Origin of the sequence: Microbacterium sp. AB (genome assembly GCF_032878875.1) — a bacterium.
Lineage (GTDB): Bacteria > Actinomycetota > Actinomycetes > Actinomycetales > Microbacteriaceae > Microbacterium > Microbacterium betulae.
Genome location: NZ_CP118157.1, coordinates 2248680 through 2273633, shown reverse-complemented (window position 1 = coordinate 2273633; position 24954 = coordinate 2248680). Strand labels below are relative to the sequence as shown.

Genomic DNA, 24954 nt, shown 5'->3' with positions numbered 1-24954 from the left:
AGGCGTATGTTCTCGAAGGTTCTCGTGGCCAACCGTGGCGAGATCGCCATCCGCGCGTTCCGCGCGGCGTACGAGCTCGGAGCCCGCACGGTCGCGGTCTTCCCGTACGAGGACCGCAACTCGCTCCACCGCCTCAAGGCGGACGAGGCGTATCAGATCGGAGAGGAGGGTCATCCGGTCCGCGCGTACCTCGACGTGGACGAGATCGTCCGCGTCGCGCGGGAGTCGGGAGCGGACGCGATCTACCCCGGCTACGGCTTCCTCTCCGAGAACCCCGAGCTCGCGGCGAAGGCCGCGGAGCACGGCATCGCCTTCATCGGCCCGTCCGCCGCCGTCCTCGAGATGGCGGGGAACAAGGTCACGGCGAAGGACCACGCGATCGCCGCCGGGGTGCCGGTGCTGCGTTCGACGCCGGCCTCGGACGACGTCGACGCGCTCGTCGCGCAGGCGGACGACATCGGCTTCCCGCTCTTCGCGAAGGCCGTCGCGGGCGGAGGCGGCCGGGGCATGCGCCGCGTCGAGACGAAGGACGAGCTCGCGCCCGCGCTCGCCGAGGCGATGCGCGAGGCCGACAGCGCCTTCGGGGATCCCCGCATGTTCCTCGAGCAGGCCGTGCTGCGCCCCCGGCACGTCGAGGTCCAGATCCTCGCCGACAAGACCGGGGAGACCGTCCATCTGTTCGAGCGGGACTGCTCGGTCCAGCGCCGTCATCAGAAGGTCATCGAGATCGCGCCCGCTCCGAACCTCGACGACGAGGTCCGCACCGAGCTGCACCGTCACGCCGTCGCCTTCGCGCGCTCCATCGGGTACGAGAACGCGGGGACCGTGGAGTTCCTCCTCGAGACCTCGGGCCCCCGGTCGGGAGAGATCGTCTTCATCGAGATGAACCCCCGTATCCAGGTGGAGCACACCGTGACGGAGGAGGTCACGGACGCCGACCTCGTGCAGGCGCAGATGCGCATCGCCTCGGGCGAGACGCTCGCCGGCATCGGGCTCCGCCAGGAGGACATCCGCCTGCACGGGGCGGCGCTCCAGTGCCGCATCACGACGGAGGACCCCGCTCAGGGCTTCCGCCCCGACACCGGCAAGATCACGACCTACCGCTCGCCGGGCGGCGCGGGCATCCGCCTCGACGGCGGCACGACGGCGGCGGGCTCACAGGTGAGCCCGCACTTCGACTCGATGCTCGCCAAGCTCACGTGCCGCGGCCGCGACCACACCGCCGCGGTCCGCCGGGCCCGTCGCGCGCTGGCCGAGTTCCGCATCCGCGGCGTCGCGACGAACATCCCCTTCCTGCAGGCCGTGCTGGAGGACCCCGCCTTCCTCGCGGGCGATCTGTCCACCTCCTTCATCGACGAGCGGCCGGATCTCGTCCGCGGACGCGAGTCGAAGGACCGGGGCACCAAGATCCTGAACTGGCTCGTCGACGTGACCGTCAACAAGCCCCACGGCGAGAACCCGATCGCGATCGACCCGCGTGTGAAGCTGCCGTCGATCGACCTCTCCGCCGAGCCCGCAGCAGGGTCGCGGCAGAGGCTGCTCGAGCTCGGTCCCGTCGGCTTCGCCCGCGCTCTGCGCGAGCAGAAGGCCCTCGCCGTCACCGAGACCACGTTCCGCGACGCGCACCAGTCGCTGCTGGCCACGCGCGTGCGCACGAAGGACCTGCTGGGCGTCGCCCCGCATGTGGCGCGTCTCACCCCGCAGCTGCTCTCCGTCGAGGCCTGGGGCGGCGCGACATACGACGTCGCGCTCCGCTTCCTCGGGGAGGACCCCTGGGAGCGTCTGGCGAAGCTGCGCGAGTCCCTGCCGAACATCGCCATCCAGATGCTCCTGCGGGGGCGCAACACGGTGGGGTACACGCCCTACCCCGCCGAGGTCACCGACGCGTTCGTCAGGGAGGCGGCGGCGACGGGCATCGACGTCTTCCGCATCTTCGACGCGCTCAACGACGTCTCGCAGATGCGCCCGGCGATCGACGCCGTCCTCGAGACCGGCACCACGGTCGCGGAGGTCGCCGTCTGCTACACCGGCGACCTCCTGAACCCGGCGGAGGACCTCTACACGCTCGACTACTACCTCGGCCTGGCCGAGCAGATCGCCGAGGCGGGCGCGCACGTCCTCGCCATCAAGGACATGGCGGGGCTGCTGCGGCCGGCCGCGGCGGCGAAGCTCGTCGAGGCGTTCCGGGCGAACTTCGAGCTGCCGGTGCACGTGCACACCCACGACACGCCCGGCGGGCAGCTCGCGACCCTGCTCGCGGCCAGCGCCGCGGGCGCGGACGCCGTCGACGCGGCCTCGGCGGCGATGGCGGGCACGACGAGCCAGCCCTCGCTCTCGTCGCTCGTGGCCGCTCTCGTCCACACCGAGCGCGACACCGGCCTGGGCCTCCAGGCGGTCTCCGATCTGGAGCCCTACTGGGAGGCGGTGCGGCACCTGTACCGCCCGTTCGAGTCGGGACTGGCGGGACCGACGGGCCGCGTCTACGCGCACGAGATCCCGGGCGGCCAGCTCTCGAACCTGCGTCAGCAGGCGATCGCGCTCGGCCTCGCCGACGACTTCGAGCTCATCGAGGACATGTACGCCGCGGCGAACGAGATCCTCGGACGGGTCCCCAAGGTGACCCCGTCGTCGAAGGTGGTCGGCGACCTCGCCCTGCATCTCGCCGCGGTCAGGGCCGATCCCGCCGACTTCGCCGCCAACCCGGAGAAGTACGACGTGCCCGACTCGGTCGTGGGGTTCATGGCGGGCGAGCTCGGCGATCTGCCGGGCGGATGGCCGGAGCCCTTCCGCTCGAAGGTGCTCGCGGGCCGCGAGGTCAAGATCGGCGTCACCCCCATCACGGCGGAGGACCGGGAGGCGCTCGACGCGGATCCGGCCACGCGCCGGGCGACGCTCAACAGGCTGCTCTTCCCGCAGCCGACCCGCATCTACGAGGAGGTGCGCGAGACGTACGGCGACCTGTCGGTGCTCGACACCGCCGACTACCTCTACGGGCTGACCCCCGGCCGGGAGCACGTGATCGCCCTCGAGCGCGGCGTCGAGCTCTTCGCGGGGCTCGAGTCGATCGGCGCCGTCGACGACAAGGGCTTCCGCTCCGTCATGACCACCCTCAACGGCCAGCTGCGCCCGCTCTCGGCGCGCGACCGCGGCGTCGCGGTGGAGGAGCGCGAGGCCGAGAAGGCCGACCTCAGCCGACCGGGACAGGTCGCCGCCCCGTTCTCCGGCGTCGTCACCGTCAAGGTCGAGCCGGGGGACCGCGTCGTCGCGGGCCAGCCGGTCGCCTCGATCGAGGCGATGAAGATGGAGGCGGCCATCACGGCATCCGTCGACGGCCGGGTCGAGCGCATCGCGATCCCCGCCACCGCGCAGGTGGAGGCGGGCGACCTTTTGGTCGTCATCAGCCCCGCCGAGTAGCCTGGGTCGGGGCGTCGCGCCTGTCGCGTCCCACCCGGGAGAGAAAACACAGTGAATTCGGACCGCAACGGGCGGCCGGACGGGGAGTCGGAAGACAACGGACTCCTCGCCGAGGCCGGAATCGACACGACCGCGATCGGCATCCTCGGCACCCGCACGGCTCACGTCCGTGTCGTGCTGCCGCAGAACCTCGAGGACCCGGACGACGACCTGATCGACGACGCGCCGCGAGGCGACCTCCGCAGCGGGGGCATCGTGATCGAGCTTCCCACGGAGGAGCCGGACGACGACCTCGAGGTCGTCACGGGGGAGCTCGACGAGCACGCCGTCGCCGCCGCTCGCGTGGCGACGGTCGCCTCGGCGGCGGACGAGGAGCCGGCTCACGTCGTCGACGGGGCGGAGTCCGCCGAGGCCGACGACACGGCGGAACGCGAGCCTGCCGCGGAGGAGACGCCGGCCGACGACGGGCCCGCCGCGGAAAACGAGGGGCCGGGCGCCGAACGGCCCTCTCCCGAGGACCCGCGCACCGTGGACGAGGCCGCCGCCGACGAGGCGCTCGTGGACGACGCCCCCGCCGATGAGTCCTCCGAGGACGAGTCCTCCGAGGACGACGCCCCCGCGGAGGAGGCCCCGGCGGATGGGATCCCCGAGGATGACGAGCGGCCCGCGGCGGACGTCGTCGGCGGCAAGGGCGGACGCGACGCGCGCCCGGCCCACGAGGACGTCCTGCCCTCCGGATACGAGTCCGTCGCCGTGGGGCGGCGCCGCGTACGGCTCGAGCAGCCGGACGACGATGACGACACCGTGCCCGACGGAGGCACCGTGCCCGACGGAGTGGCGGCGCCCGACGTCGGGACGCCCGCCCACGGTGACGAGACCGACGAGCCCGCAGCCGCGGGAGAAGACGAGGACATGTCCGATTCCCCCGACGGCGGGCCCGAGCGGCCGCCGATCACCAGACCGTCGTTCATCGAGCAGCCGGCGCCGGCGCCGATCGAGACCGTGGCGGAGCCCGTCTCCCGTCGCGTCGGCGATGTGAACCGGAACACGGTGCGCGAGAGCGCCGACGTCCTGACGGCCGATCGTCTGCTCGACGCGAGCGCCGTGCACAAGCCCGAGCCGGAGGGGCCGTGGCGGCAGCTGCTGTACCGCGCCTCGGGCCGTCTCATCAACCTGGGGGACGGCAGGCAGGCGCGTGCGCGGAAGGAGCTGACGCGGCGGATCGCCGCCCCCCTCAGCGGCGTCGCGCGGTTCGTCCCCGTCCTCAGCCGCAAGGGCGGAGTGGGCAAGACGACCGTGACGGCTGTCCTCGGCATGGCGCTCGCGGATGCACGGGACGACCGGGTGATCGCCGTCGACGCGAACCCCGACCGCGGCACCCTCGCCGAGCGGATCGCACGGCCGAGCGGGAAGACCGTCCGCGACCTCGTGCGCAACCGCGACGCGGTGAACGGCTACGCCGACATGACCAGCCATGTCGTGCGCGACGAGACGCGGCTCGACGTGCTCGCGTCCGACACCGACCCGCACGTGTCCGAGGCGTTCGACGACCAGGACTATCGCGATGTCGCCGACGTCGCCGCGCACTACTACTCGATCGTGCTCACCGACTCCGGCACGGGCATCGTCCACTCGGTGATGGGCGCGACGCTCGATCTCGCGGATCAGCTGATCGTCGTCGCCGGTCTCAGCGTCGACGAGGCGCGTCTCGCGAGCGAGACGCTGACCTGGCTCGAGTCGAACGGCCACGCCGACAAGGTGCGCGACGCCGTCGTCGTCCTCAACCAGTCGACCGCGGGCACGCCGCTCGTGCGCCTGGACGAGCTCGACGCCCATTTCCGCAGCCGTGTGCGCGCCGTCGTGCGTCTGCCCTACGATCCGCAGCTCGCCACCGGCAGCGCGATCGCGTACGCCGAGCTGCGGCCCGCCACCCGGCAGGCGGCGCGCGAGCTCGCCGCGCGTGTCGTGGAGGGCCTCCGTCAGCAGGTGGACGCTTAGCCGTGCCGGCGCGAGACATCCGCGTCATCGGCGACCCCGTGCTCGCCCAGCGATGCGCCGAGATCGGGACGATCGACGACGGGGTCCGCGCGCTCGTCGACGACCTCCTCGACTCCGTCCGGCTCCCCGGCAGGGCGGGCGTCGCCGCGCCGCAGATCGGCGTCGGCGTCCGGGCCTTCAGCTACAACGTCGACGGCGCCGTGGGGTACGTCCTCAACCCGCGTGTCGTCGAGGTGCGCGGCGATCCCGTGCCGACGGGCGAAGGGTGCCTGTCGGTCCCCGGGCTGTGGCACGACGCGCTGCGTCATCCGTACGCGCGTGTCGAGGGCGTCGACCTCGACGGCGAGCCGGTCGTGCTCGAGGGCGAGGGGCTCTTCGCGCAGATGCTCCAGCACGAGACCGACCACCTCGACGGCATGCTCTACCTCCGGCGCCTCGCACCCGAGGACCGCAAGACGGCCATGCGCGAGGTGCGCGAGAGGATCTGGCTGGCCTAGCCGATCGCGACGTTCGTCGTCGTGATCGGCGTCTCGTAGATGCCGGCGATCTCCTCGGCGAAGTCGCGCATGATCTCCGCGCGCTTGATCGAGAGCTTCGGGGTCAGGTGGCCGGACGCCTCCGTCCACTCCGTGCCGAGCACGATGAACTTGCGGATGGACTCCGCGCGCGAGACGCGGCTGTTCGCCTCGTCGATCGTCCGCTGGATCTCGGCGCGCACCGTCGGGTTGACGGCGGCCTGCTCGAGGGTGAGGTCCGTGGCCTCGCCGTGCGTGGCGAGCCAGGCGGGCAGCATCTCGGGGTCGAGCGTCACGACCGCCGCGATGAACGGCTTCTGGTCGCCGACCACGACCACCTGCCCGACGATCGGGTTGGCCCGGATCGGGTCCTCCAGCGTCGTGGGCGCGACGTTCTTGCCGCCGGCCGTCACGATGATCTCCTTCTTGCGGCCCGTGATCGTGAGGTAGCCGTCGTCGTCGATCGCGCCGAGGTCGCCCGTCTTGAACCACTCGTCGTCGAACGCCGCCTCCGTCGCCTCGGGGTTCCGCCAGTACTCGCGGAACACGTTGATGCCGCGCACCTGCACTTCGCCGTCGTCGGCGATGCGGACGCCCACGCCGGGGAGCACGGGGCCCACCGTGCCGATCTTCGACTTCGCCGGCAGGTTCACGGTCGCCGGGGCCGTCGTCTCCGTGAGGCCGTATCCCTCGAGGATGCTGATCCCGAGGCTGTGGAAGAAGTGCCCGAGCCTCGGGCCCAGCGGGGCGGAGCCCGAGATCGCGTGGGTGACGTTGCCGCCCATGAGGGCGCGCAGCTTCGCGTAGACGAGCCGGTCGAAGAGGGCGAACCTGACCTTCAGGCCCAGCCCGATCCTCTCCCCGTCCTGCAGGCGACGCGAGTGCTCGACCGCGGTCTTCGCCGCCGCGCGGAAGATGCGCCCCCTGCCCTCGGACTCGGTCTTCTGCTCCGCGGAGTTGTAGACCTTCTCGAACACGCGCGGGACGGCGAGGAGGAACGTCGGCTTGAACGAGCCGAGCGCGGACACGAGCTGCTTGGTGTCGGGCTGGTGGCCCGTGCGCACGCCCGCGTAGACGCAGAGGATCGAGATGAAGCGCGCGAACACGTGCGCCGTCGTGATGAACAGCACGGTGGACGCATCGGGCCGCAGCACGATCTCCGAGAGGGCGCTGGCGGAGTTGCGCGTGAGCTCGACGAAGTTGCCGTGGGTCAGCACGCACCCCTTCGGACGGCCCGTCGACCCGGACGTGTAGATGAGGGTCGCGATGTCGTCGCCGTTGGCGATCGTGCGCCGGCGCTCGATATCCTCGTCGGGGACGTCGGCCCCGCGCTCGGCGAGCACGTCCAGGGCGCCTTCGTCCATCCGCCACAGCTCGCGCACGAGCGGCAGGTCGCCGCGCACCTCCTCGAACCGCCCGGCGTGCGCCGCGCTCTCGACGACAAGCGCCGTGGCCCCGGAGTCGGAGAGGATCCACTGGATCTGGGCCGGCGAGCTCGTCTCGTACACGGGCACCATGACCGCGCCGGCGAAGAACAGGCCGAAGTCGACCACGCTCCACTCGTAGGTGGTCCTCGCGAGGAAGCCGATCTTGTCGCCGGGCTGGACGCCGGCGGCGACGAAGCCCTTCGCGAGCGCGACGACATCCTGATGGAAGGTGCGGGCCGACACGTCGCGCCATCGGTCCGCGCCGTCGGGCACGCTGAAGATGGGGCGGTCGGGGGTGTCCGTCACCCGCTCGATCAGAAGGTCTGTCACGTTCGCCGAGGGATCGGCGGGGACGATCGCGGGCGTCGACGTCTCGGTCACGGCATCTCCTTTGGCACCGGTGCGGATGCAGCGAGTATATGCCGCCGTGCGCCCATCCCCGCTGCACGTTCATGGTTTCCCACAAGGTTAGACTTCTCGACGCGCGGACACCGACAGGGGGAGCGGCTGTTGTTCTACTGGCTCATGAAGTACGTCTTCGTCGGACCCCTCGTGAAGGCGGTCTTCCGGCCGTGGGTCATCGGAGCGGAGAGGATCCCCGCTCAGGGCGCCGCCATCCTCGCGAGCAACCACCTCTCGTTCGTCGACTCGGTCTTCCTGCCGCTCCTGCTCGACAGGCCGGTGTCCTTCCTCGCCAAGGCGGAGTACTTCAGCGGCAGGGGCGTCAAGGGCTGGGCCACGAAGTGGTTCATGCGGGGGACGGGCCAGATCGCCCTCGACCGTTCCGGCGGACCGGCGTCGGAGGCGGCGCTCAACACCGCCCTGCAGGTCGTCGGCAGGGGAGACCTGCTCGGGATCTATCCCGAGGGCACGCGGAGCCCCGACGGCAAGCTCTACCGGGGGCGCACCGGCATCGCCCGGATGGCTCTGGAGGCGAAGGTGCCCGTCATCCCCGTCGTCATGGTCGACACCGGGGACGTGCTGCCGATCGGCTCCAAGCTGCCGCGGATCATGCGCGTCGGCGCGGTCATCGGGGAGCCTCTCGACTTCTCGCGGTACGCGGGCATGGAGAGCGACCGCTACGTGCTGCGCTCCGTCACCGACGAGATCATGGTGGCGCTGCACCGGCTGGGCAACCAGGAGTACAGCGACGAGTACGCCTCCACCGTGAAGAACCGCCTCGCCGGCGTCTGAGCGGAGGCGGCTCTGCGCGGGGGAGGCTGCGCGGGACGATAACATCGGATAATGCCCGAAACGCTCGACGCTCTCGACGCCTGGAAGTCCCTCCCGATCAAGCAGCAGCCCGAGTATCCGGACGCGACGGCCGTCGCAGAGGTGGCGGCGGAGCTCGCCGCCCTCCCGCCTCTCGTCTTCGCCGGCGAGGTCGACACCCTGAAGGCGCGGCTGGCCCAGGCGGCGTCCGGGCACGCCTTCCTGCTGCAGGGCGGCGACTGCGCCGAGACGTTCTCGGGAGCGACGGCGGACAAGATCCGCAACCGCGTGAAGACCGTGCTGCAGATGGCCGTCGTCCTCACCTACGGCGCCTCGATGCCCGTGGTGAAGATGGGCCGGATGGCCGGGCAGTTCGCCAAGCCCCGATCGAGCGACATCGAGACGCGCGGCGACGTGACGCTGCCGGCCTTCCGGGGCGAGATCGTGAACGGCTTCGACTTCACCGCGGCCTCGCGCGAGGCGGACCCCCAGCGGCTGCTGCAGGCGTACCACACGTCGGCGTCCACGCTGAACCTCATCCGCGCGTTCACGCAGGGCGGCTTCGCCGACCTGCGCGAGGTTCACTCGTGGAACAGGGGCTTCGCCGAGAACCCGGCGAACAAGCGCTACGAGGGTCTCGCCGCCGAGATCGACCGCGCGATCAAGTTCATGGAGGCGTGCGGCGCCGACTTCGAGGAGCTGCGACGGGTCGAGTTCTACACGGGGCACGAGGGCCTGCTCATGGACTACGAGCGTCCGCTCACCCGCATCGACTCGCGGACGAGCGAGATCTACAACACGTCGGGGCACTTCCTCTGGATCGGGGAGCGCACGCGCGAGCTCGACGGCGCGCACGTGGAGTACTTCTCGCACATCCGCAACCCGATCGGCGTGAAGCTCGGTCCCACGACCTCTCCCGAGACCGCCCTCGCCCTCATCGACAAGCTCGACCCGGAGCGCGAGCCCGGTCGCCTCACGTTCATCACGCGGATGGGCGCGGGCAAGATCCGCGACGCGCTGCCGCCGCTGCTGGAGGCGGTGAAGGACTCGGGCGCGCAGCCGCTCTGGGTCACCGACCCGATGCACGGCAACGGCATCACGACGCCCACGGGCTACAAGACCCGCCGCTTCGACGACGTCGTCGACGAGGTGCGCGGCTTCTTCGAGGCGCACCGCGCCGTCGGCACCTTCCCCGGGGGCATCCACGTCGAGCTCACCGGCGACGACGTCACGGAGTGCCTCGGCGGGGCCGAGCACATCGACGAGGCCACTCTCGCGACCCGCTACGAGTCGCTGTGCGACCCGCGCCTCAACCACAAGCAGTCGCTCGAGCTGGCCTTCCTCGTGGCCGAGGAGCTCGAGAAGCGCTGACGACGGGGGCCGCAGCGCTCGGCTCGCGCCCGCGCGATCGGAACGAGCCGGATCAGAACGAGCCGGTGATCGTGAGGGTGATCGAGGTGCCGGCGCGCTGAGCGCTGCCGCCCTCGGGGCTCATGGCCGTCACCTGGGTGAAGCTGTCGACGACGGCGTCCCACAGCCCGTTGTACGACGTGGAGAAGCCCGCGCCCTCCAGCGTCGCCTTGGCCTCGTCGCGGGTCATGCCGACGACATCGGGCACTTCGAACAGCTGCGGCCCGAGCGACGTCACGAGGCGCACGGTGTCGCCCGGGCGCCAGCTGCCGCCGCCCTCCCGCTCCAGGTAGTAGACGACCGCCCCCTCGGGAACCGTCTCGCTGTACTCCTGCGACGCGACCTCGGTTCCGACCCCGACCGCCTCGAGCGTCGATGCGGCCTCCTCGGAGCTCATGCCCACGACGTTCGGCAGGGAGCCGATGGACACCGTGAGCTGGGCCGTGTCGCCCTGGTGCACCGTGCATCCGCCGGAGCAGTCGACGGGGTCGCCGCCCGCGGCGGGCGCGATGCTCACGCCCAGCACCGTGCCCTCGGCGTCGTCCGCGAAGAGCGGGGTGTCCTCGTCCGCCACGGCGATGACGTTCTCGGACAGGATCGCACGCACCTCGTCCGACGACAGTCCGGCCAGCTGACCGATGTCGGCGGTCGACGGGCCGGACGACGTGATGACCGTCACCGTGGTGTCGCGGTCGACGCGCGTGCCCGGCGTCGGCTCCGTCCGGATGACCTCTCCGACCGGAACGTCGAGGGCGCTCTCCCGGCTCTCCGTCGCGAGGAGCTCCCGCTCTTCGAGCACGCCCTGCGCCTCGGCGTACGAGAGCCCCTGCAGCTGCGGCACGGCGACCATCGATCCGGGCCCGGACCCCCACCACCATCCGGCCGCCCCCGCGCCGAGCGCGAGCAGCACGGTCAGGACGAGGAGCCACGCTCCGCGGCTGCTGCGACGCCTCGATCTGCGGCGCAGCGTGGCCGCGTTGTCGGGCTCGTCCGCGGTCGCGGAGCCGGCGGTCGAGGGCAGGACGGAGGTCGGCGAGTCGGGGATGACCCTCGTCTGCCCGCCCGTGGCGGGAGCGCTCTCCTCCTCGACCGCGTCGGGGAAGCGGCTCGCCGGCGCCGTGCGCGTCGGCAGAGGGGAGACGCCGAGCTCCCGCTCGATCTCGCGCAGGCGCGTGAGCATCTCGTTCGCGTCGGTCGGCCGTTCGTCCGGCTCCTTCTCGGTCGCCCACAGCACGAGCTCGTCGAGCTGCTCGGGGACGCCGGGGTTCTTCACGCTCGGACGCGGGACGGACTCCATGGCGTGCTGATAGGCGATCTGCATGGGCTGCTCGCCCTTGTAGGGCTGCTCGCCGGCGAGCATCTCGTAGAGCATGATGCCGAGGGCGTAGATGTCGCTGCGCGTGTCGGCCGTGCCGCGCGTGACGAGTTCCGGGGCGAGGTAGGCGATCGTGCCCAGCAGCTGCTGCCCCGTCGCGGTGTTGGCCGACGTCGCCCTGGCGAGCCCGAAGTCGCCGATCTTGATCCGGCCGTCCTCGGCGAGCAGCACGTTCTCGGGCTTGACGTCGCGGTGGATGAGCCCGGCGCGATGCGCGGAGGACAGGCCGGACAGCACCGCGTCCATCACGGTGATCGTCTGCGTGACGGTGAGCCGCCGCTGCTCCTTGAGCAGCTCCCGCAGGGTGATCCCCGGGAGGTACTCCATCACGAGGTAGGCGAGCTCGCCGTCCTGACCCTGGTCGAACACGTTGACGACGTGCGGGTCGGAGAGCCGCGCGGCCGTCCGCGCCTCCTGGATGAACCTGCTCTGGAAGACGCTGTCGTCGCTGAGGTGGCTGTGCATCACCTTCAGGGCGACACGGCGCTCCAGGCGGAGGTCCGTCGCGACGTACACGGTCGCCATCCCGCCCCGCGCGATGCGTCCCCGGACCCGGTAGCGGTCGTCGACAAGCCGCCCGATGAGGGGGTCGACCTGCTGACTCATGGACACCGCCCAATTCTACGAAAGCGCCCCTGAGACGGCCGTGACCGCCGCGCCAGGGCGGCGGTCACGATGGGATGACGATCCGGCGCGCCTCGCGCGGTCTCAGCCGAGCTGGGCGAGCCAGGCGTACGCCTGCTGCTCCCAGCGGCCGTAGCGGTCGGGGAAGGCCGAGATCTGCACGGTCTGCGCGACGGTGCCGAAGTCCGCGTCCTGCCAGCCGGGGATGTCGAGGAGACCGCGGGTGGTGGAGCCGTTGGGGTCGTTCGGGCCGCCGAAGAAGACGCGGATGGAGTAGTCGCGGTCGAGGATCTGCTCCTCCGAGCCCCATCCCGTGCTGGGCCGCTGCTGGAACAGGCCGAGCGAGTCGCGGTCGCCCCAGTCGACGTTGCGCAGCGAGGACTCCACCATGGCCGTCGCGAGCGCGATGGCGATGCCCTTGTCGGGGATGCCGAGCTCGCGTCCGATGCGGATGATCAGCTGTGCGTTCTCGGTCTGCGGCGCGTTGAGCGAGGAGGTGAGCTGATCCTGCGGCGAGTCGTAGATCGACGGAGGGGAGGAGGGCTCCTGCTCCTCATCCGCCTGCGGCTCGGCGGTGCCGCCGGGGGCGGGGATGATGATCTTCTGCCCCGGGTAGATGATGCTCGAGCCGTTGAGGCCGTTCGTGGCGAGCAGCTCGCTCACGCTGATGCCGTGCTCCTGGGCGATGCTCCAGAGCGTGTCGCCGGCCTGCACGACGTAGGACTCCTCCGAGGGCGCGGCCTCCGGAGCCGGAGCGGACTCCGGGGCCTCCGGCTGCGTCTGCGGGACGGCGCTGCTCGCGACGACGAGCTTCTGCCCGGGGTAGATCGCGGCGTCGGAGCCGAGCTCGTTGAGAGAGACGATCGTGTCCACCGACGTGCCGTAGCTCTGCGCGATCGACCACACCGTGTCGCCCGACGCGACCGTGTGCGACTTCGTCGAGGACGTCGCCTCGATCTCCTGGGCCGACGTGGAGGCGGCCGGCTGCGCGGACGAGGACGCCGTCAGCCGGAGGACCTGGCCGGGATAGATGGTGCTCGACCAGCTCAGTCCGTTCCACGTGAGCAGATCGACCGTGCGCAGTCCCTGGCGGATGGCGATGCCGGTGATCGTGTCGCCGGCCTCCACCGTATAGGCGGAGGCGGCCGCCGCCGCGGGGCGGAAGACGGCCTGCGCGGAGGCGATCCGCGGGGCGGTGCCCGCCGCGAGGGCGAGGTTCCCCTGCGTGTGCCCGAAGGCCGACGACAGATCTCGCAGCCCCTCGCGAGGCTTCACATCGGCCGCGACGGCCGCCGCAGGAGCTCCCAGGGAGACGGCTATGGCGCCGGTGACGGCCATGGGAACAGTGGTGAGCAGGTCGCGCCGGCGGCGCGGAGACAGATGATGCACGTCGAACCCCCAACGATCGGACGACACTCACGCTGTCACGGAAGTATTACGAAGTCAACTGCTGATATCTTCCGTGACGCATGGGAGAGATGAGTTCAGTGGTGTCGATGTTGCCTGTGTGAAAAGGGCGGGGAAGGTGTGGTCGCGCCGCCGCCGTCGCGGATGAGAGCATGGAGGGGTGACTGCCCAGACCCCGGCGACGGTTCCCACCGACTGGCTGACCATCCCCGACCTCGTCGACGTGCTCGGAGAGCCGCAGGGCCGCGTCCGGCGCCTTCTCGACGAGCACGTCCTCATCGGCTCGCGCCGCGACGGCCCGCTGAAGGTCCCGGCCGTGTTCATCGTGGACGGGCATCCGCTCGCCTCGCTGCGCGGCACGGCGATCGTGCTGGCCGATGTGGGGTTCAGCGACGACGAGGCGATCGACTGGCTGCTGACCGCGGACGACGTCATCGGCGCGGCGCCGATCACCGCGCTCCTCGCCGGGCGCAAGAGCGAGGTGCGCCGCGTGGCGCAGACGCTGGCCTGAGCGGCGCGGGCGTCAGGATCGTCGCCGCGTCGCGGCCTCGACGAGCGCCTGCAGCTCGGAGGCGGCGTCCGCGTCGAAGCGCGCCGACGAGAGGGCGAGCCCCGCCTCGTCGGCATACGCCGTGATGAGGTCCTCGACGCGGGAGAGGGCGCCGGTCGCCACGATCGTGTCGCGGAGGGCGTCGATCTCATCGTCGTCCAGCAGCCGGTCGCCGAGCAGGGCGTCGATCTCCTCGCGCGCAGAGGTGCCGGCCGCCTCGCGCGCGTACGCGATGAGGAGCGTGCGCTTGCCCTCCCGCAGATCGTCGCCCGCGGGTTTGCCCGTCTCCCTCTCGTCGCCGAAGACGCCCAGCACGTCGTCGCGGAGCTGGAACGCGAGCCCGAGAGGATGCCCGATGTCCGCCAGCGAGGCGAGCTGGTCCTCGTCTCCGTCCGCGAGGCTCCCGCCGATGACGAGCGGCTGCTGCACGCTGTAGCGTGCCGACTTCAGCGAGGCGATCCGCAGTGCGCGTCCGGCGTGCTCATGCGCCGGCGTGCGCGGCCATGCCGACTCCTCGGCGACGTCGAGGAACTGCCCGACCATGACCTCGCGGCGCATGCGTCCGTACTCGGCGCGCGCACGCGCGGTCGGCGCGTCGAGCAGGGCGAGGGCGGCGTCGAACAGGTCGGCGCTCCACGACAGCAGCAGGTCTCCCAGCAGCACGGATCCGGCGCGGCCGAACGCCGCCGCGTCGCCCGTCCATCCCGCGTCGATGTGCCAGGCCTCGAGGGCGCGGTGGGCGGAGGGACGGCCCCTGCGGGTGTCGGAGTTGTCGATGAGGTCGTCGTGGACGAGGGCCGCCGCCTGGAACACCTCCAGCGACGCGCACGCGTCCACGACGGACGCGGGGACCTCGCGGCCGCCGGAGACGGCCCGCCAGCCGGTCGCGCAGAAGCGCCCGCGCAGACGCTTCCCGCCGGCCAGCGCGGCGGCGGCCTGCGCGACGAAGCCCTCCGCCTCGTCGCCGAGCCCCGTCGTCGCCGCCCCCTGCGCGGCCGAGAAGCTTTCGAGTCGCTGGGAGATCGTGTCGATCAGGCGGGGGAAGCTCGTCACAGGCCTAGCCTAGTGAGGACTCGCGGCGATAGAATGGACCACGAGTTTCACCCGAGGGGGACACCATGCCACTCTCCGAACAGGAGCAGCGCCTTCTGGATGAGATGGAACGCCATCTCATGCAGAACGACGCGGACGTCGTCAGCGCCTCGGCCGGTGGTCGCGCGCTGAGCTATCGCAACCTCATCTACGGCGCGATCCTCGTGCTCGCGGGCCTCGCCGCCATCGTCGCGGGCATCGCCGTCTGGAACGGCGCCCTCGTGCTGGGAATCGTGCTGGGGGTGGCGGGCTTCGCCGCGATGCTCGGCGGCGTCATCCTGGGCACCACGCCGGGCAGGGGAACGGATGCGCGGCCTGCGCCGGGCGCGGCGCGCGAGCCCTCCCGCCCCGCGCAGAGCGCGAGCTTCATGGATCGCATGAACGATCGCTGGGACCGCCGCCAGCAGGGGCAGTAGCCCTCCCACTCTCTCGACGGAGAAGCGCCGACCTTCGGGTCGGCGCTTTTTTCGTGCCCGGACGTCTCCGGGTCGGGGATCGTCCTCCACTGGGCCTCCCTTTTGCTCCACCCGCCCTCTTCTCCGAAACGACGGGGATGCAGGCGGAATCCCTTCCCTGGGAATGCGCATGTGGTCCTAGACAGTGGGGGAAAGTGGAGTAAAGTGGAGCAAACCTCGGGTTGGCCGGAACGAAGGGGGGTGATGGCCGATGCTGCTGGGCACGCATACCCCCAAGCTCGACGACAAAGGCCGCGTCATCCTCCCCGCGAAGTTCCGCGAGGAACTGGCCGGAGGCATCGTCGTGACACGCGGACAGGAGCGCTGCCTGTACGTGTTCAGCACGGCGGAGTTCGAGCGCGTGCACGAGCGGATCCGCGAGGCCCCCCTCACGAACAAGCAGGCCCGCGACTTCCTGCGCATGTTCCTCTCCGGTGCGAGCGCCGAGACCCCCGACGGCCAGAACCGCATCACCGTCCCGTCGCACCTGCGCAGCTACGCCGGGCTCGAGAAGGAGCTCGTCGTGACGGGTGTCGGGGCGCACGCGGAGATCTGGGACGCGGTCGCGTGGAACGCCTATCTGGAGAGCAACGAGGAGACCTACTCCGACCTGGAACAGGAGGTGATCCCGGGACTGTTCTGACCTCGGTTGTGATCCCCACCCGCAGCCCTGATGCCACTTCCCCGGCAGCAGGTCGCGCGGATGGGAATCAGAGCCGAGGACGGAGCGGGGGAACGCATCATGAGCATCCGCGACATCCACACTCCGGTCCTCCTCGAGCGCTGCCTCGACCTGCTCGGTCCGGCGTTGCAGCACGACGGGGCCGTGTACGTCGACGGCACCCTCGGCATGGGCGGACACGCGGAGGCCTTCCTCGAGCGGTTCGGCGGCATCCGGCTCGTCGGCCTCGATCGCGACCCCGCCGCCCTGCGGATCGCGGGGGAGCGGCTCGAGCGCTTCGCCGACCGCACTGCTCTCGTGCACACCGTGTACGACGGCGTCCGCGACGCCCTCGAGGAGGCCGGCGAGGACCATGCGGACGCCGTCCTCTACGACCTGGGCGTGTCGTCGCTCCAGCTCGACGAGACCGATCGCGGCTTTGCCTACGCCAAGGACGCTCCGCTCGACATGCGCATGGACCCCACCGGCGGCGTCACGGCGGCCGACGTCGTCGCGACCTACAGCGAGGGCCAGCTGCGGCGGATCTTCGAGCGCTACGGCGAGGAGAAGCTCGCGGCCCGCTACGCGCGCTTCATCGTCGGCGCACGCGACAGGGCGCCGATCGAGCGCTCGGCGCAGCTGGTCGAGATCCTCACGGCGGCGACGCCCGCGGCCGTGCAGCGCGCCGGCCACCCGGCCAAGCGCGTGTTCCAGGCGCTCCGCATCGAGGTGAACGGCGAGCTCGCGGCGCTCGAGCGCGCCATCCCCGCCGCCCTCGGCGCCCTCGCCGTGGGCGGACGCATCGCGGTGCTGTCGTACCAGTCGCTCGAGGACCGCTTCGTGAAGCGGCTGTTCGCGGAGGCGACGGCGTCGAAGGCGCCGGCCGGTCTCCCCGTGGAGCTGCCGGAGCACGCACCCGAGTTCCGCCTGCTCGTGCGCGGCGCCGAGCAGGCGGGCGAGGCGGAGTCCGCATCCAATCCGCGCGCCAGACCGGTGCGTCTGCGCGCGATCGAGCGAGTGAGGGAGGCATCATGAGCCTTGCCGTCCAGAGCGCGGCGACGACCGCTCCCGCACGACGCTCCGACGACGAGCGCCGCCCGGACCTCCGTCCGGTCGAGGCTCCGGCGCGCCGGAGGCGTCCGCGCCTCGCCTACGCGATCGTCGCGGTCGTCGGCGCCGTGCTCATCGCCGTCGCGCAGATGGCGCTGTCGGTCATGTCGACGCAGAGCACCTTCGAGATCGCCTCGCTCGACGCGCAGAAGCGCGAGCTCACGCTCGAGGCGCAGACGCTCTACGACGAGGTCGCGGGCCTCGGCTCGCCGCAGAACCTCGCCGCGCAGGCCTCCGCCCTCGGCATGGTGATCGACGCGGCGCCGAGCTACCTGCGCCTGAGCGACGGCGCCGTCGTCGGCGGCGGCCAGGCGGCGGGGGACGCGTCGACCGTCGACGCCGGATCGCGATCGGCGGTCGGCAACGCCTTCCTCGCCGACACGCAGGCGTCCTCCGCGGAGGACGCGGCGGATGAGGCACCCTCGGATGAGGCCGTGTCGGGCGAGGAGGCCTCCGGCACGCAGGGGGAGGACGCCGTGGAGGAGGAGCCGGTCGAGCCGCAGCTGCCGCCGGCGATCACCGACGGGCTGCCGAGCCCCGCCACGCACTGACCACCGGCACCATCCACCCGACACGGCGACACCACCAGGGGGCCAGATGCACGCGAAGACCCGTCGAAGCGCCAGACGCCGCACGGCCGTGGCGGGCGCCGCCGTCGTGGTGATCGTGGCCGGCTTCGCGGTGAGGCTCGTCGACATCCAGGTGGTCAACGCGCAGGAGCACCTCGACAACCGAGCCGCCTACAGCGGTCTCACGTCGACGCAGACGCTCTACGGCACGCGCGGATCCGTCACGGACACGAACGGCACCGTGCTCGCGAGCAGCACCGTGCGCTACAGCGCGCAGTTCGACCCGAAGCTCGTGACGGACATCGAGCACACGGACGACGACGGCGAGAAGCGCACCGTGACCTGGGAGGAGTCGTCCGAGGACATCGGGGCGATCGTCGGCCGGAGCGGAGACGAGGTGCGCGCGATCGTCGCGGACGCCCTCGCCGACGATCCCGAGAGCCGCTACGCCGTGCTGTCGCGCGACCTCTCGACCCAGCAGTACCGCGACCTGCTCGCCCTGGGCCTTCCGTACCTCTCGTTCGAGCCGCTGCAGTCGCGCGCCTATCCGTACGGCGCGGTCGCCGGGAACCTCCTCGGGTTCGTCGACACGGACGGCGAGCCGCTCGCGGGCCTCGAGGCGGCCGACGACTCGTGCCTGCAGGCGGAGGACGGCTCGCTCAGCTACCAGCAGGGGTCCGACGGGCTCATCATCCCCGGCACGGAGACGACCGAGCCGGCCGTCGACGGCGGCACGCTGCAGCTGACGCTCGACGCCGACCTCCAGTGGTACATGCAGCAGATGATCGCCGAGGAGGTGGCGAACCAGAAGGCCCAGGCCGGAGCGGTCATGGTCGTGGAGGTCGCCACAGGGGCCGTCCGCGCCGCCGCGGAGTACCCCACCGTCGACCCCAACGACCCCTCCGCGAGCGACGAGGACGATCGCGGCTCCCGGATCTTCTCGACGACGTTCGAGCCCGGCTCGACGTTCAAGGCGATCACGGCGGCGACGCTGCTCGACCAGGGCGCCGTCACTCCGGAGAGCTCCGTGACCGCATCGAGCAACGAGACGTTCCCCAACGGCGCGAGCGTGGGCGACTCGTTCGCCCACCCGGCGTACGACTACACGCTCACCGGTGCGCTCATCGACTCGTCCAACGTCGCGCTGTCGAAGTTCGGGGAGCTCGTGCCCGACGAGACGCGCGCGGAGTACCTCGAGAGGTTCGGCGTCGGCACGGCGACCGACATCGGCTTCCCCGGCGAGGAGTCCGGCTACCTCATCCCCGTCGACCAGTGGGACAACCAGACGCACTATGCCACGACGTTCGGCCAGGCCTTCACGACGACGATGCCTCAGGTCGTCAACGCCTATCAGACGCTCGCGAACGGAGGCGTCCGCGAGCCGCTGCACCTCGTGGAGTCGTGCACCGCGGCGGACGGCACGGTGATCGAGCCCGAGCTGAGCGATCCCGTCCGCGTCGTGGGAGAGGAGGCCGCCGACACGACCATCCAGCTGCTCGAGAACGTCGCCACGCAGGGCACGCTCGCCGACCAGGTCGCCGTCGACGGCTACCGGATCGCCACGAAGACCGGAACGGCGCAGAAGCCCGCGGCGGGCGGCGGGTACAAGGCCGGGGTCTACTACACGAGCATCCTCGGAGTGGTGCCCGCGGACGACCCGCAGTACGTCGTCATGGTCACGCTCGACGAGCCCACGCGGGTAACATCGTCTGCGGCCACGGCTCCCGCCCTGCAGAAGGCGATGACGCAGGTGCTGAAGAACTACCGCGTGATGCCGTCGGAGACGACAGAAGAGCCGCTTCCCAAGTTCGCCGAGTGACGCGCAGCGCGCGGAGGATCCCCTTTCATGATCGCTTTGTCCTTGGCCGAGATCACGGCCGCCGTCGGCGGGAAGCTGCATCTGCACGGTCCCGACACCCCTGAGACGACCGTCGAGGGCGTCGTCGACACCGACTCCCGCGGCATCGGGCCCGGCGGCGTCTTCGTCGCGAAGCCGGGCGAGGTGACGGACGGGCACCTGTTCGTGGGCAAGGCCGTCGATCAGGGCGCGGTGCTCGCCCTCGTCGAGCGCGTCGTCGACGAGCCCGTCACGCAGATCGTCGTGCCCGACGTCGTCGTCGCGCTCGGCGAGCTCGCGCGCGAGGCGGTGTCGCGCGTGCGCGCGTCCGGGCGCCTGCGGATCGTCGGCATCACGGGCTCGAACGGCAAGACGACGACGAAGAACATGCTCGCCGCGATCCTGCGAGAGGAGGGCGAGACCGTCGCGCCCGTCGGCTCGTTCAACAACGCCGTGGGCGCGCCGCTGACGATGCTGCGCGTCACGCACGACACCCGGTACCTCGTCTGCGAGTTCGGAGCCGACGCGCCGGGGCAGATCGCCCGTCTCGCGGGACTGGTCAGCCCCGACGTGGGCGTCGTGCTCATGGTCGGGATGGCGCACGCGGGCGGCTTCGGCGGGATCGACGCGACCGTGAGGGCGAAGTCCGAGCTCGTGTCGGCCGTCCGCGACGGCGGAACGGTCGTGCTCAACGCCGACGACCCCCGTGTCGCGGGCATGGCGCCGATCGCCGAGGCCCGGGGGCTGGACATCCGGTGGTTCGGCGAGGGCGGGACGGCCGACGTGCGCGCGGACGGGCTGAGCGTGACGGCCGCGGGGACGGACGCCGTCGTCACGGCGGGGGAGCAGTCCCTTCCGCTCCACCTCCAGGTGCTCGGCGCCCACCACGTCAAGAACGCCCTCGCGGCGGCGACCGCGGCGGTCGCGCTCGGAGTGCCGCTCGCCGACGCCGTGGCGCGCCTCGAGACGGTGTCGCTCGCCGAGCGGTGGCGGATGCAGGTCCTCGGATCCGAGCGCGTCCGCATCATCAACGACGCCTACAACGCGAGCCCCGACTCGATGCAGGCCGCGCTGCGGACGCTCGCGCAGATCACGGGACCGGACGAGCGGATGGTCGCCGTGCTCGGCGCCATGAGCGAGCTGGGCGAGTACGCCGTCGAGGAGCACGACAAGATCGGGCTGCTGGCGGTGCGCCTGCGCATCCCGCGCATCGTCGTGGTCGGGCAGGAGGCCCGTGCGCTCTTCCTCGCAGCGGTCGCGGAGGGCTCCTGGAGCGACGAGGCCGTGTTCTTCGCCGACGCCGACGAGGCGTACGAGTACCTCCTCGGCGAGCTGCGGGACGGCGACCGCGTGCTCGTGAAGTCGTCGAACTCGGCGGGACTCAGGTTCCTCGGCGATCGTCTGGGAGAATCGTTCTCGTGAGATCACTCCTGACGGCCGCCGCGATCTCACTCGCGTTCACGCTCTTCCTGACCCCGCTCTTCATCCGGGCCTTCCGCCGCTGGGGCTGGGGCCAGGTCATCCGCACCGACGGCGAGAACTTCAACGCGCCGAAGCACGAGCTCAAGCGCGGAACGCCGACGATGGGCGGCGTCGTCTTCATCGTCGGAACGATCGTGGGCTACCTCATCGGCGCCTACACGGGCTACAACCCGCCGACGGCGTCGGGATGGCTCGTGCTGTGGATGATGGTCGGGTTCGGCGCCGTGGGATTCATCGACGACTTCCTGAAGGTGCGGACGCAGCACTACGCGGGCCTGTCCGGCTGGAAGAAGATCGCCGGCCAGATCCTCGTGGTCATCCCGTTCGGGATCGTCGCGCTGAACTTCGCCGACGTGTACGGCCAGACTCCCGGCAGCCCGTTCATCTCGTTCTTCCGCGACATCAACGTCCTCGGGTTCATGGCGCTCGGGCCCGTGCTGGGATGGATCCTCTACCTCGCCTGGCTGTCGCTGCTGGGGGTGGGGTTCTCGAACAGCGTCAACCTCACGGACGGGCTCGACGGCCTCGCGGCCGGCGCCGGGGTCTTCGTCGTGGGCGCCTACAGCCTCATCGCGTTCTGGCAGTTCAACCAGACCTGCACGGGCGTCCGCCTCGCCGAGGACTACCAGCAGGCGTGCTACGCCGCGCGGGATCCGCTCGACATCGCGATCGTGGCCGCCGCCTTCGTCGGCTCGCTCATCGGCTTCCTGTGGTGGAACGCCCCCAAGGCCAAGGTCTTCATGGGCGACGTCGGCTCGATGGCGATCGGCGGCGTCGTGGCCGCCCTCGCCATCCTCACCCGCACCGAGATGCTCGGCGTTCTCATCGCGGGACTGTTCATCATGTCGTCGGGATCGGTCATCCTCCAGCGCCTGTACTTCAAGGCGACGAAGGGCAAGCGGCTCTTCCTCATGAGCCCGCTCCATCATCACTTCGAGCTGCGCGGATGGCCCGAGGTCACGATCGTCGTGCGCTTCTGGCTCATCGCGGGCCTCCTCGCCGTGAGCGGCGTGGGGCTCTTCTACGTCGAATGGCTCTCCCGGGTATGACCGACGCGCAGGACGCCGCCTCGCGGCTCGACTCCCTCACGAGCTGGAACGCCGACTGGAAGGGCCTGCGCGTCGCCGTGCTGGGGCTGTCCGTCACCGGCTTCTCCGTGGCCGACACGCTCGCCGAGCTCGGCGCCGAGGTGCTCGTCGTCACCGAGTCCTCGACGGAGGAGTACGCGCGGCTCGTGCCGATCGTGGGCGCCCGCCTCTGGGAGGGCTCGCTCGACGCCGTGCCCGGAGAGCTCGTCGACTTCGCGCCCGACGTCGTCGTCGCCTCGCCCGGCTTCCCCCCCTCGCATCCCGTCGTCCGCTGGGCGCGGGACGCCGACGTCCCGCTGTGGGGGGACATCGAGCTCGCGTGGCGCGTGCGCGACAAGGTGCTCCGGCCCGACGGCACGCCCGCCGAATGGGTGCTCGTCACGGGGACGAACGGCAAGACCACGACCACGCGACTGGCTGCGACGATGCTCGTCGAAGGCGGGCTGCGTGCGGCGCCGTGCGGCAACATCGGCGTCCCCGTGCTCGACGCGGTGCGCGATCCGGCCGGCTTCGACGTGCTCGTCCTGGAGCTCTCGAGCCATCAGCTCTGGTATCTCGGGCTGAACGACGGCCCCGGGTCGCCGAGCCCGCACGCCGCGGTCTGCCTCAACCTCGCGGACGACCATCTCGAGTGGCACGGCTCGTTCGACGCGTACCGCGATGCGAAGGCGGTCGTCTACCGCGGCACGAAGGCCGCGTGCGTCTACAACAAGGCCGACGAGTCGACGAGGCGGATGGTCGAGGACGCGGACGTCGTCGAGGGCGCGCGCGCCGTCGGCTTCGACCTCGGCGTCCCGGGCCCGAGCGACCTCGGCGTCGTCGACGGCATCCTCGTCGACAGGGCGTTCCTCGACGAACGGCGCACGGCGGCGCTCGAGCTCGCGACGGTGGCGGACCTCGCGGCGCGCGGGCTCGCCGCGCCCCACATCGTCGCGAACATCCTCGCGGCGGCGGCGCTGGCCCGCTCCCTCGACGTGGCGCCCGTGGCCGTCGGCAGGGCCCTGCAGGGCTTCCGGCTCGATCCGCACCGGATCGAGGTCGTCGCCTCGGACGCCGGGGTGACGTGGATCGACGACTCCAAGGCGACGAACCCGCATGCGGCCGCGTCGTCGCTCGCGGCGTACCCCGGGGCGGTCTGGATCGTGGGGGGCCTGCTCAAGGGCGTGGACGTCTCGGGGCTCGTCTCGGACCGTGGCCGCGGCCTCCGCGCCGCGATCGTGATCGGCGTCGACCGCGCGCCGGTGGTCGATGCGTTCGCGCGACACGCGCCGGGGGTTCCGGTGTTCGAGGTCGACGACGCCGACACTGAAGACGTCATGGCGCGGGTCGTCGATCTCGCCTCGGCCGTCGCCGTCGCCGGCGACACGGTGCTGCTGGCGCCGGCCGCGGCCTCGTTCGACCAGTTCCGGAGCTATGGCGACCGCGGCGACCGATTCGCCGCCGCGGTGAGGAGACGGATCGGGGAGGGGAGCGGAGATGGCTCGCACGACCACGGCCCCGGCCACGGCTGACGACGAACGCAGACTGCTGTCGGCGCGCGTCTCACTCGGCAAGGCCTTCACGCCCGTCCCCGTTGAGTTCCTCCTCATCGCCTCCGCCGCGCTCCTCCTGACGATCTTCGGGATCATGATGGTGATCTCGGCCACGGCCGTCAGCTCCATGCAGGCGGCGAACAACCCGTACAACGACGGGCTGCGGCACGCGATCTTCGCGGCCGTGGGCGTCCCGCTCATGTTCGTCGTCAGCAGGTTCTCGATGAGCTGGCTGAAGCGCCTCGCCTGGCCCGTGCTCATCGGCGCGATCCTCCTGCAGCTGCTCGTCTTCACGCCGCTCGGGCTCGATGTCGGCGGGAACCTGAACTGGATCGACTTCGGTTTCATGACCGTTCAGCCGTCCGAGTTCATCAAGCTGGGCCTGGCCGTGTGGTGCGGCTTCATGCTCGACCGAAAGCGCGCCGTGCTGGGGCGGTGGAAGCACGTGGCCGTCCCGCTCGCCCCCGTGGCGCTGGTCGCGATCGGCACCGTCATGGCGGGTCGCGATCTCGGCACCGTCATGGTCATGGCGCTGCTCGTGCTGGGGGCGCTCTTCTTCTCCGGGGTGAAGCTGCGCTACTTCATCCCGCCGGTGCTCCTGGCGGCGGCCGCCGTCGTCGCGTTCGCGGTCGCGAGCCCGAACCGCATGACGCGCATCATGAGCGTGTTCGATCAGAGCTGTCTCGACGCGTACCTCGACGAGTGCTACCAGCCGCTGCACGGGATCTGGGGTCTCGCGAGCGGAGGTCTCCTGGGCCTGGGCCTGGGCAACTCGAAGGAGAAGTACGACTGGCTGCCCGCGGCCGCCGACGACTACATCTTCGCGATCGTCGGGGAGGAGCTGGGGCTGCTCGGCTGCCTGGCCGTGCTCGCGCTCTTCGTCGTCTTCGCGATCGGGGCGTTCCGGATCGTGGGCCGCGCGCACGACCTCTTCGTGCGCGTCGTGGCCGGCGGCATCGGCGTGTGGATCATCGGGCAGGCGCTCATCAACATCGGCGTGGTCCTGCGCGTCTTCCCGGCGCTGGGGGTGCCGCTGCCCTTCCTCTCCTCCGGAGGGTCCTCGCTCATCGCGGTGCTGCTCGCGTGCGGGGTGCTGCTCGCGTGCGCGCGCACGCTGCCGGACGCGCCGGATCGTCCGTCGCGGCGGCGCGCGGCGGCCTGACGGGCCGCCTTCGAGTCCGGCGCGGCCACGACCC

19 protein-coding genes are annotated in these 24954 nt (G+C 71.3%); 15 read left to right on the top strand and 4 right to left on the bottom strand.

Annotation, left to right across the window (positions count from 1 at the left end; genetic code table 11):
* Positions 1 to 6: 6 nt before the first annotated feature.
* Genes N8K70_RS10730 through N8K70_RS10720 form a run of 3 tightly spaced genes read left to right on the top strand, consistent with a single transcriptional unit; the run spans position 7 to position 5909 of the window.
* Positions 7 to 3414, top strand: a complete 3408-nt coding sequence (locus N8K70_RS10730) for a pyruvate carboxylase (RefSeq protein ID WP_317138337.1) — start codon at positions 7 to 9, stop codon at positions 3412 to 3414.
* Between the two features lie 51 nt (positions 3415 to 3465).
* Positions 3466 to 5412: a nucleotide-binding protein gene (locus N8K70_RS10725; RefSeq protein WP_317138336.1), complete on the top strand. Its 1947-nt coding sequence runs from the start codon at positions 3466 to 3468 to the stop codon at positions 5410 to 5412.
* A gap of 2 nt (positions 5413 to 5414) precedes the next feature.
* Positions 5415 to 5909 (top strand): peptide deformylase, encoded by a 495-nt coding sequence (locus N8K70_RS10720; protein ID WP_317138335.1) that lies wholly within the window; start codon positions 5415 to 5417, stop codon positions 5907 to 5909.
* Here the strand turns inward: N8K70_RS10720 and N8K70_RS10715 are convergent.
* Positions 5906 to 7735, bottom strand: coding sequence for an AMP-dependent synthetase/ligase (locus tag N8K70_RS10715; protein WP_317138334.1), 1830 nt, complete (start codon positions 7733 to 7735; stop codon positions 5906 to 5908). The two genes, N8K70_RS10720 and N8K70_RS10715, sit on opposite strands and share 4 nt — an antisense overlap.
* A gap of 129 nt (positions 7736 to 7864) precedes the next feature.
* Between N8K70_RS10715 and N8K70_RS10710 the strand changes: the two genes are divergently transcribed.
* Both N8K70_RS10710 and N8K70_RS10705 read left to right on the top strand, forming a co-directional pair.
* Complete coding sequence (locus tag N8K70_RS10710) at positions 7865 to 8548, top strand: lysophospholipid acyltransferase family protein (RefSeq protein WP_317138333.1); 684 nt, start codon at positions 7865 to 7867, stop codon at positions 8546 to 8548.
* Between the two features lie 51 nt (positions 8549 to 8599).
* Positions 8600 to 9937, top strand: a complete 1338-nt coding sequence (locus N8K70_RS10705) for a class II 3-deoxy-7-phosphoheptulonate synthase (RefSeq protein ID WP_317138332.1) — start codon at positions 8600 to 8602, stop codon at positions 9935 to 9937.
* Between the two features lie 52 nt (positions 9938 to 9989).
* On the opposite strand, the gene pknB is transcribed toward N8K70_RS10705, so the two are convergent.
* Positions 9990 to 11957, bottom strand: coding sequence for a Stk1 family PASTA domain-containing Ser/Thr kinase (pknB, locus tag N8K70_RS10700; protein ID WP_449406851.1), 1968 nt, complete (start codon positions 11955 to 11957; stop codon positions 9990 to 9992).
* A 102-nt stretch (positions 11958 to 12059) separates the two neighbouring features.
* Entirely contained in the window at positions 12060 to 13313 is a 1254-nt protein-coding gene (locus tag N8K70_RS10695) for a LysM peptidoglycan-binding domain-containing protein (protein WP_317138330.1), read from the bottom strand.
* A gap of 229 nt (positions 13314 to 13542) precedes the next feature.
* Here N8K70_RS10695 and N8K70_RS10690 point away from each other — a divergent pair, with 229 nt between their 5' ends.
* The gene (locus tag N8K70_RS10690) at positions 13543 to 13893 is read left to right on the top strand and encodes an Rv2175c family DNA-binding protein (RefSeq protein ID WP_317138329.1); all 351 of its coding nucleotides are present in this window, start codon (positions 13543 to 13545) and stop codon (positions 13891 to 13893) included.
* Between the two features lie 12 nt (positions 13894 to 13905).
* Here N8K70_RS10690 and N8K70_RS10685 read toward each other — a convergent pair whose 3' ends face one another.
* Positions 13906 to 14985, bottom strand: coding sequence for a polyprenyl synthetase family protein (locus N8K70_RS10685; RefSeq protein ID WP_317138328.1), 1080 nt, complete (start codon positions 14983 to 14985; stop codon positions 13906 to 13908).
* Between the two features lie 65 nt (positions 14986 to 15050).
* On the opposite strand from N8K70_RS10685, the gene N8K70_RS10680 reads away from it, so the two are divergent.
* The 9 genes from N8K70_RS10680 to ftsW all read left to right on the top strand — a co-directional run bounded on the left by N8K70_RS10680 (position 15051) and on the right by ftsW (position 24920).
* The gene (locus tag N8K70_RS10680) at positions 15051 to 15440 is read left to right on the top strand and encodes a DUF3040 domain-containing protein (RefSeq protein ID WP_317138327.1); all 390 of its coding nucleotides are present in this window, start codon (positions 15051 to 15053) and stop codon (positions 15438 to 15440) included.
* Positions 15441 to 15690: 250 nt separating this feature from the next.
* The gene (gene mraZ / locus N8K70_RS10675; RefSeq protein WP_317138326.1) at positions 15691 to 16122 is read left to right on the top strand and encodes a division/cell wall cluster transcriptional repressor MraZ; all 432 of its coding nucleotides are present in this window, start codon (positions 15691 to 15693) and stop codon (positions 16120 to 16122) included.
* A 99-nt stretch (positions 16123 to 16221) separates the two neighbouring features.
* Positions 16222 to 17175, top strand: coding sequence for a 16S rRNA (cytosine(1402)-N(4))-methyltransferase RsmH (gene rsmH / locus N8K70_RS10670; protein WP_317138325.1), 954 nt, complete (start codon positions 16222 to 16224; stop codon positions 17173 to 17175).
* Complete coding sequence (locus tag N8K70_RS10665) at positions 17172 to 17801, top strand: hypothetical protein (protein ID WP_317138324.1); 630 nt, start codon at positions 17172 to 17174, stop codon at positions 17799 to 17801. The genes rsmH and N8K70_RS10665 overlap by 4 nt, the downstream gene beginning before the upstream one ends.
* A gap of 46 nt (positions 17802 to 17847) precedes the next feature.
* Entirely contained in the window at positions 17848 to 19638 is a 1791-nt protein-coding gene (locus N8K70_RS10660; protein ID WP_317138323.1) for a peptidoglycan D,D-transpeptidase FtsI family protein, read from the top strand.
* A gap of 27 nt (positions 19639 to 19665) precedes the next feature.
* Positions 19666 to 21078 (top strand): UDP-N-acetylmuramoyl-tripeptide--D-alanyl-D-alanine ligase, encoded by a 1413-nt coding sequence (locus N8K70_RS10655; RefSeq protein ID WP_317138322.1) that lies wholly within the window; start codon positions 19666 to 19668, stop codon positions 21076 to 21078.
* Positions 21075 to 22187: a phospho-N-acetylmuramoyl-pentapeptide-transferase gene (gene mraY / locus N8K70_RS10650; RefSeq protein WP_317138321.1), complete on the top strand. Its 1113-nt coding sequence runs from the start codon at positions 21075 to 21077 to the stop codon at positions 22185 to 22187. The genes N8K70_RS10655 and mraY overlap by 4 nt, the downstream gene beginning before the upstream one ends.
* The gene (murD, locus tag N8K70_RS10645) at positions 22184 to 23737 is read left to right on the top strand and encodes a UDP-N-acetylmuramoyl-L-alanine--D-glutamate ligase (RefSeq protein WP_317138320.1); all 1554 of its coding nucleotides are present in this window, start codon (positions 22184 to 22186) and stop codon (positions 23735 to 23737) included. The genes mraY and murD overlap by 4 nt, the downstream gene beginning before the upstream one ends.
* On the top strand, positions 23703 to 24920 hold the full coding sequence (ftsW, locus tag N8K70_RS10640; protein WP_317138319.1) for a putative lipid II flippase FtsW: 1218 nt from the start codon (positions 23703 to 23705) through the stop codon (positions 24918 to 24920). The genes murD and ftsW overlap by 35 nt, the downstream gene beginning before the upstream one ends.
* The last annotated feature ends 34 nt before the right edge of the window (positions 24921 to 24954 follow it).

What these genes read in the sequence shown, in the direction of transcription:
- N8K70_RS10655 (WP_317138322.1), top strand. Translation starts at nt 19,666, where the DNA reads ATGATCGCTTTGTCCTTGGCCGAGATCACGGCCGCCGTCGGCGGGAAG.
- murD (WP_317138320.1), top strand. Translation starts at nt 22,184, where the DNA reads ATGACCGACGCGCAGGACGCCGCCTCGCGGCTCGACTCCCTCACGAGC.
- N8K70_RS10665 (WP_317138324.1), top strand. Translation starts at nt 17,172, where the DNA reads ATGAGCCTTGCCGTCCAGAGCGCGGCGACGACCGCTCCCGCACGACGC.
- N8K70_RS10730 (WP_317138337.1), top strand. Translation starts at nt 7, where the DNA reads ATGTTCTCGAAGGTTCTCGTGGCCAACCGTGGCGAGATCGCCATCCGC.
- N8K70_RS10680 (WP_317138327.1), top strand. Translation starts at nt 15,051, where the DNA reads ATGCCACTCTCCGAACAGGAGCAGCGCCTTCTGGATGAGATGGAACGC.
- N8K70_RS10705 (WP_317138332.1), top strand. Translation starts at nt 8,600, where the DNA reads ATGCCCGAAACGCTCGACGCTCTCGACGCCTGGAAGTCCCTCCCGATC.
- rsmH (WP_317138325.1), top strand. Translation starts at nt 16,222, where the DNA reads ATGAGCATCCGCGACATCCACACTCCGGTCCTCCTCGAGCGCTGCCTC.
- mraZ (WP_317138326.1), top strand. Translation starts at nt 15,691, where the DNA reads ATGCTGCTGGGCACGCATACCCCCAAGCTCGACGACAAAGGCCGCGTC.
- N8K70_RS10660 (WP_317138323.1), top strand. Translation starts at nt 17,848, where the DNA reads ATGCACGCGAAGACCCGTCGAAGCGCCAGACGCCGCACGGCCGTGGCG.
- N8K70_RS10695 (WP_317138330.1), bottom strand. Translation starts at nt 13,313, where the DNA reads ATGGCCGTCACCGGCGCCATAGCCGTCTCCCTGGGAGCTCCTGCGGCG.
- ftsW (WP_317138319.1), top strand. Translation starts at nt 23,703, where the DNA reads ATGGCTCGCACGACCACGGCCCCGGCCACGGCTGACGACGAACGCAGA.
- pknB (WP_449406851.1), bottom strand. Translation starts at nt 11,957, where the DNA reads ATGAGTCAGCAGGTCGACCCCCTCATCGGGCGGCTTGTCGACGACCGC.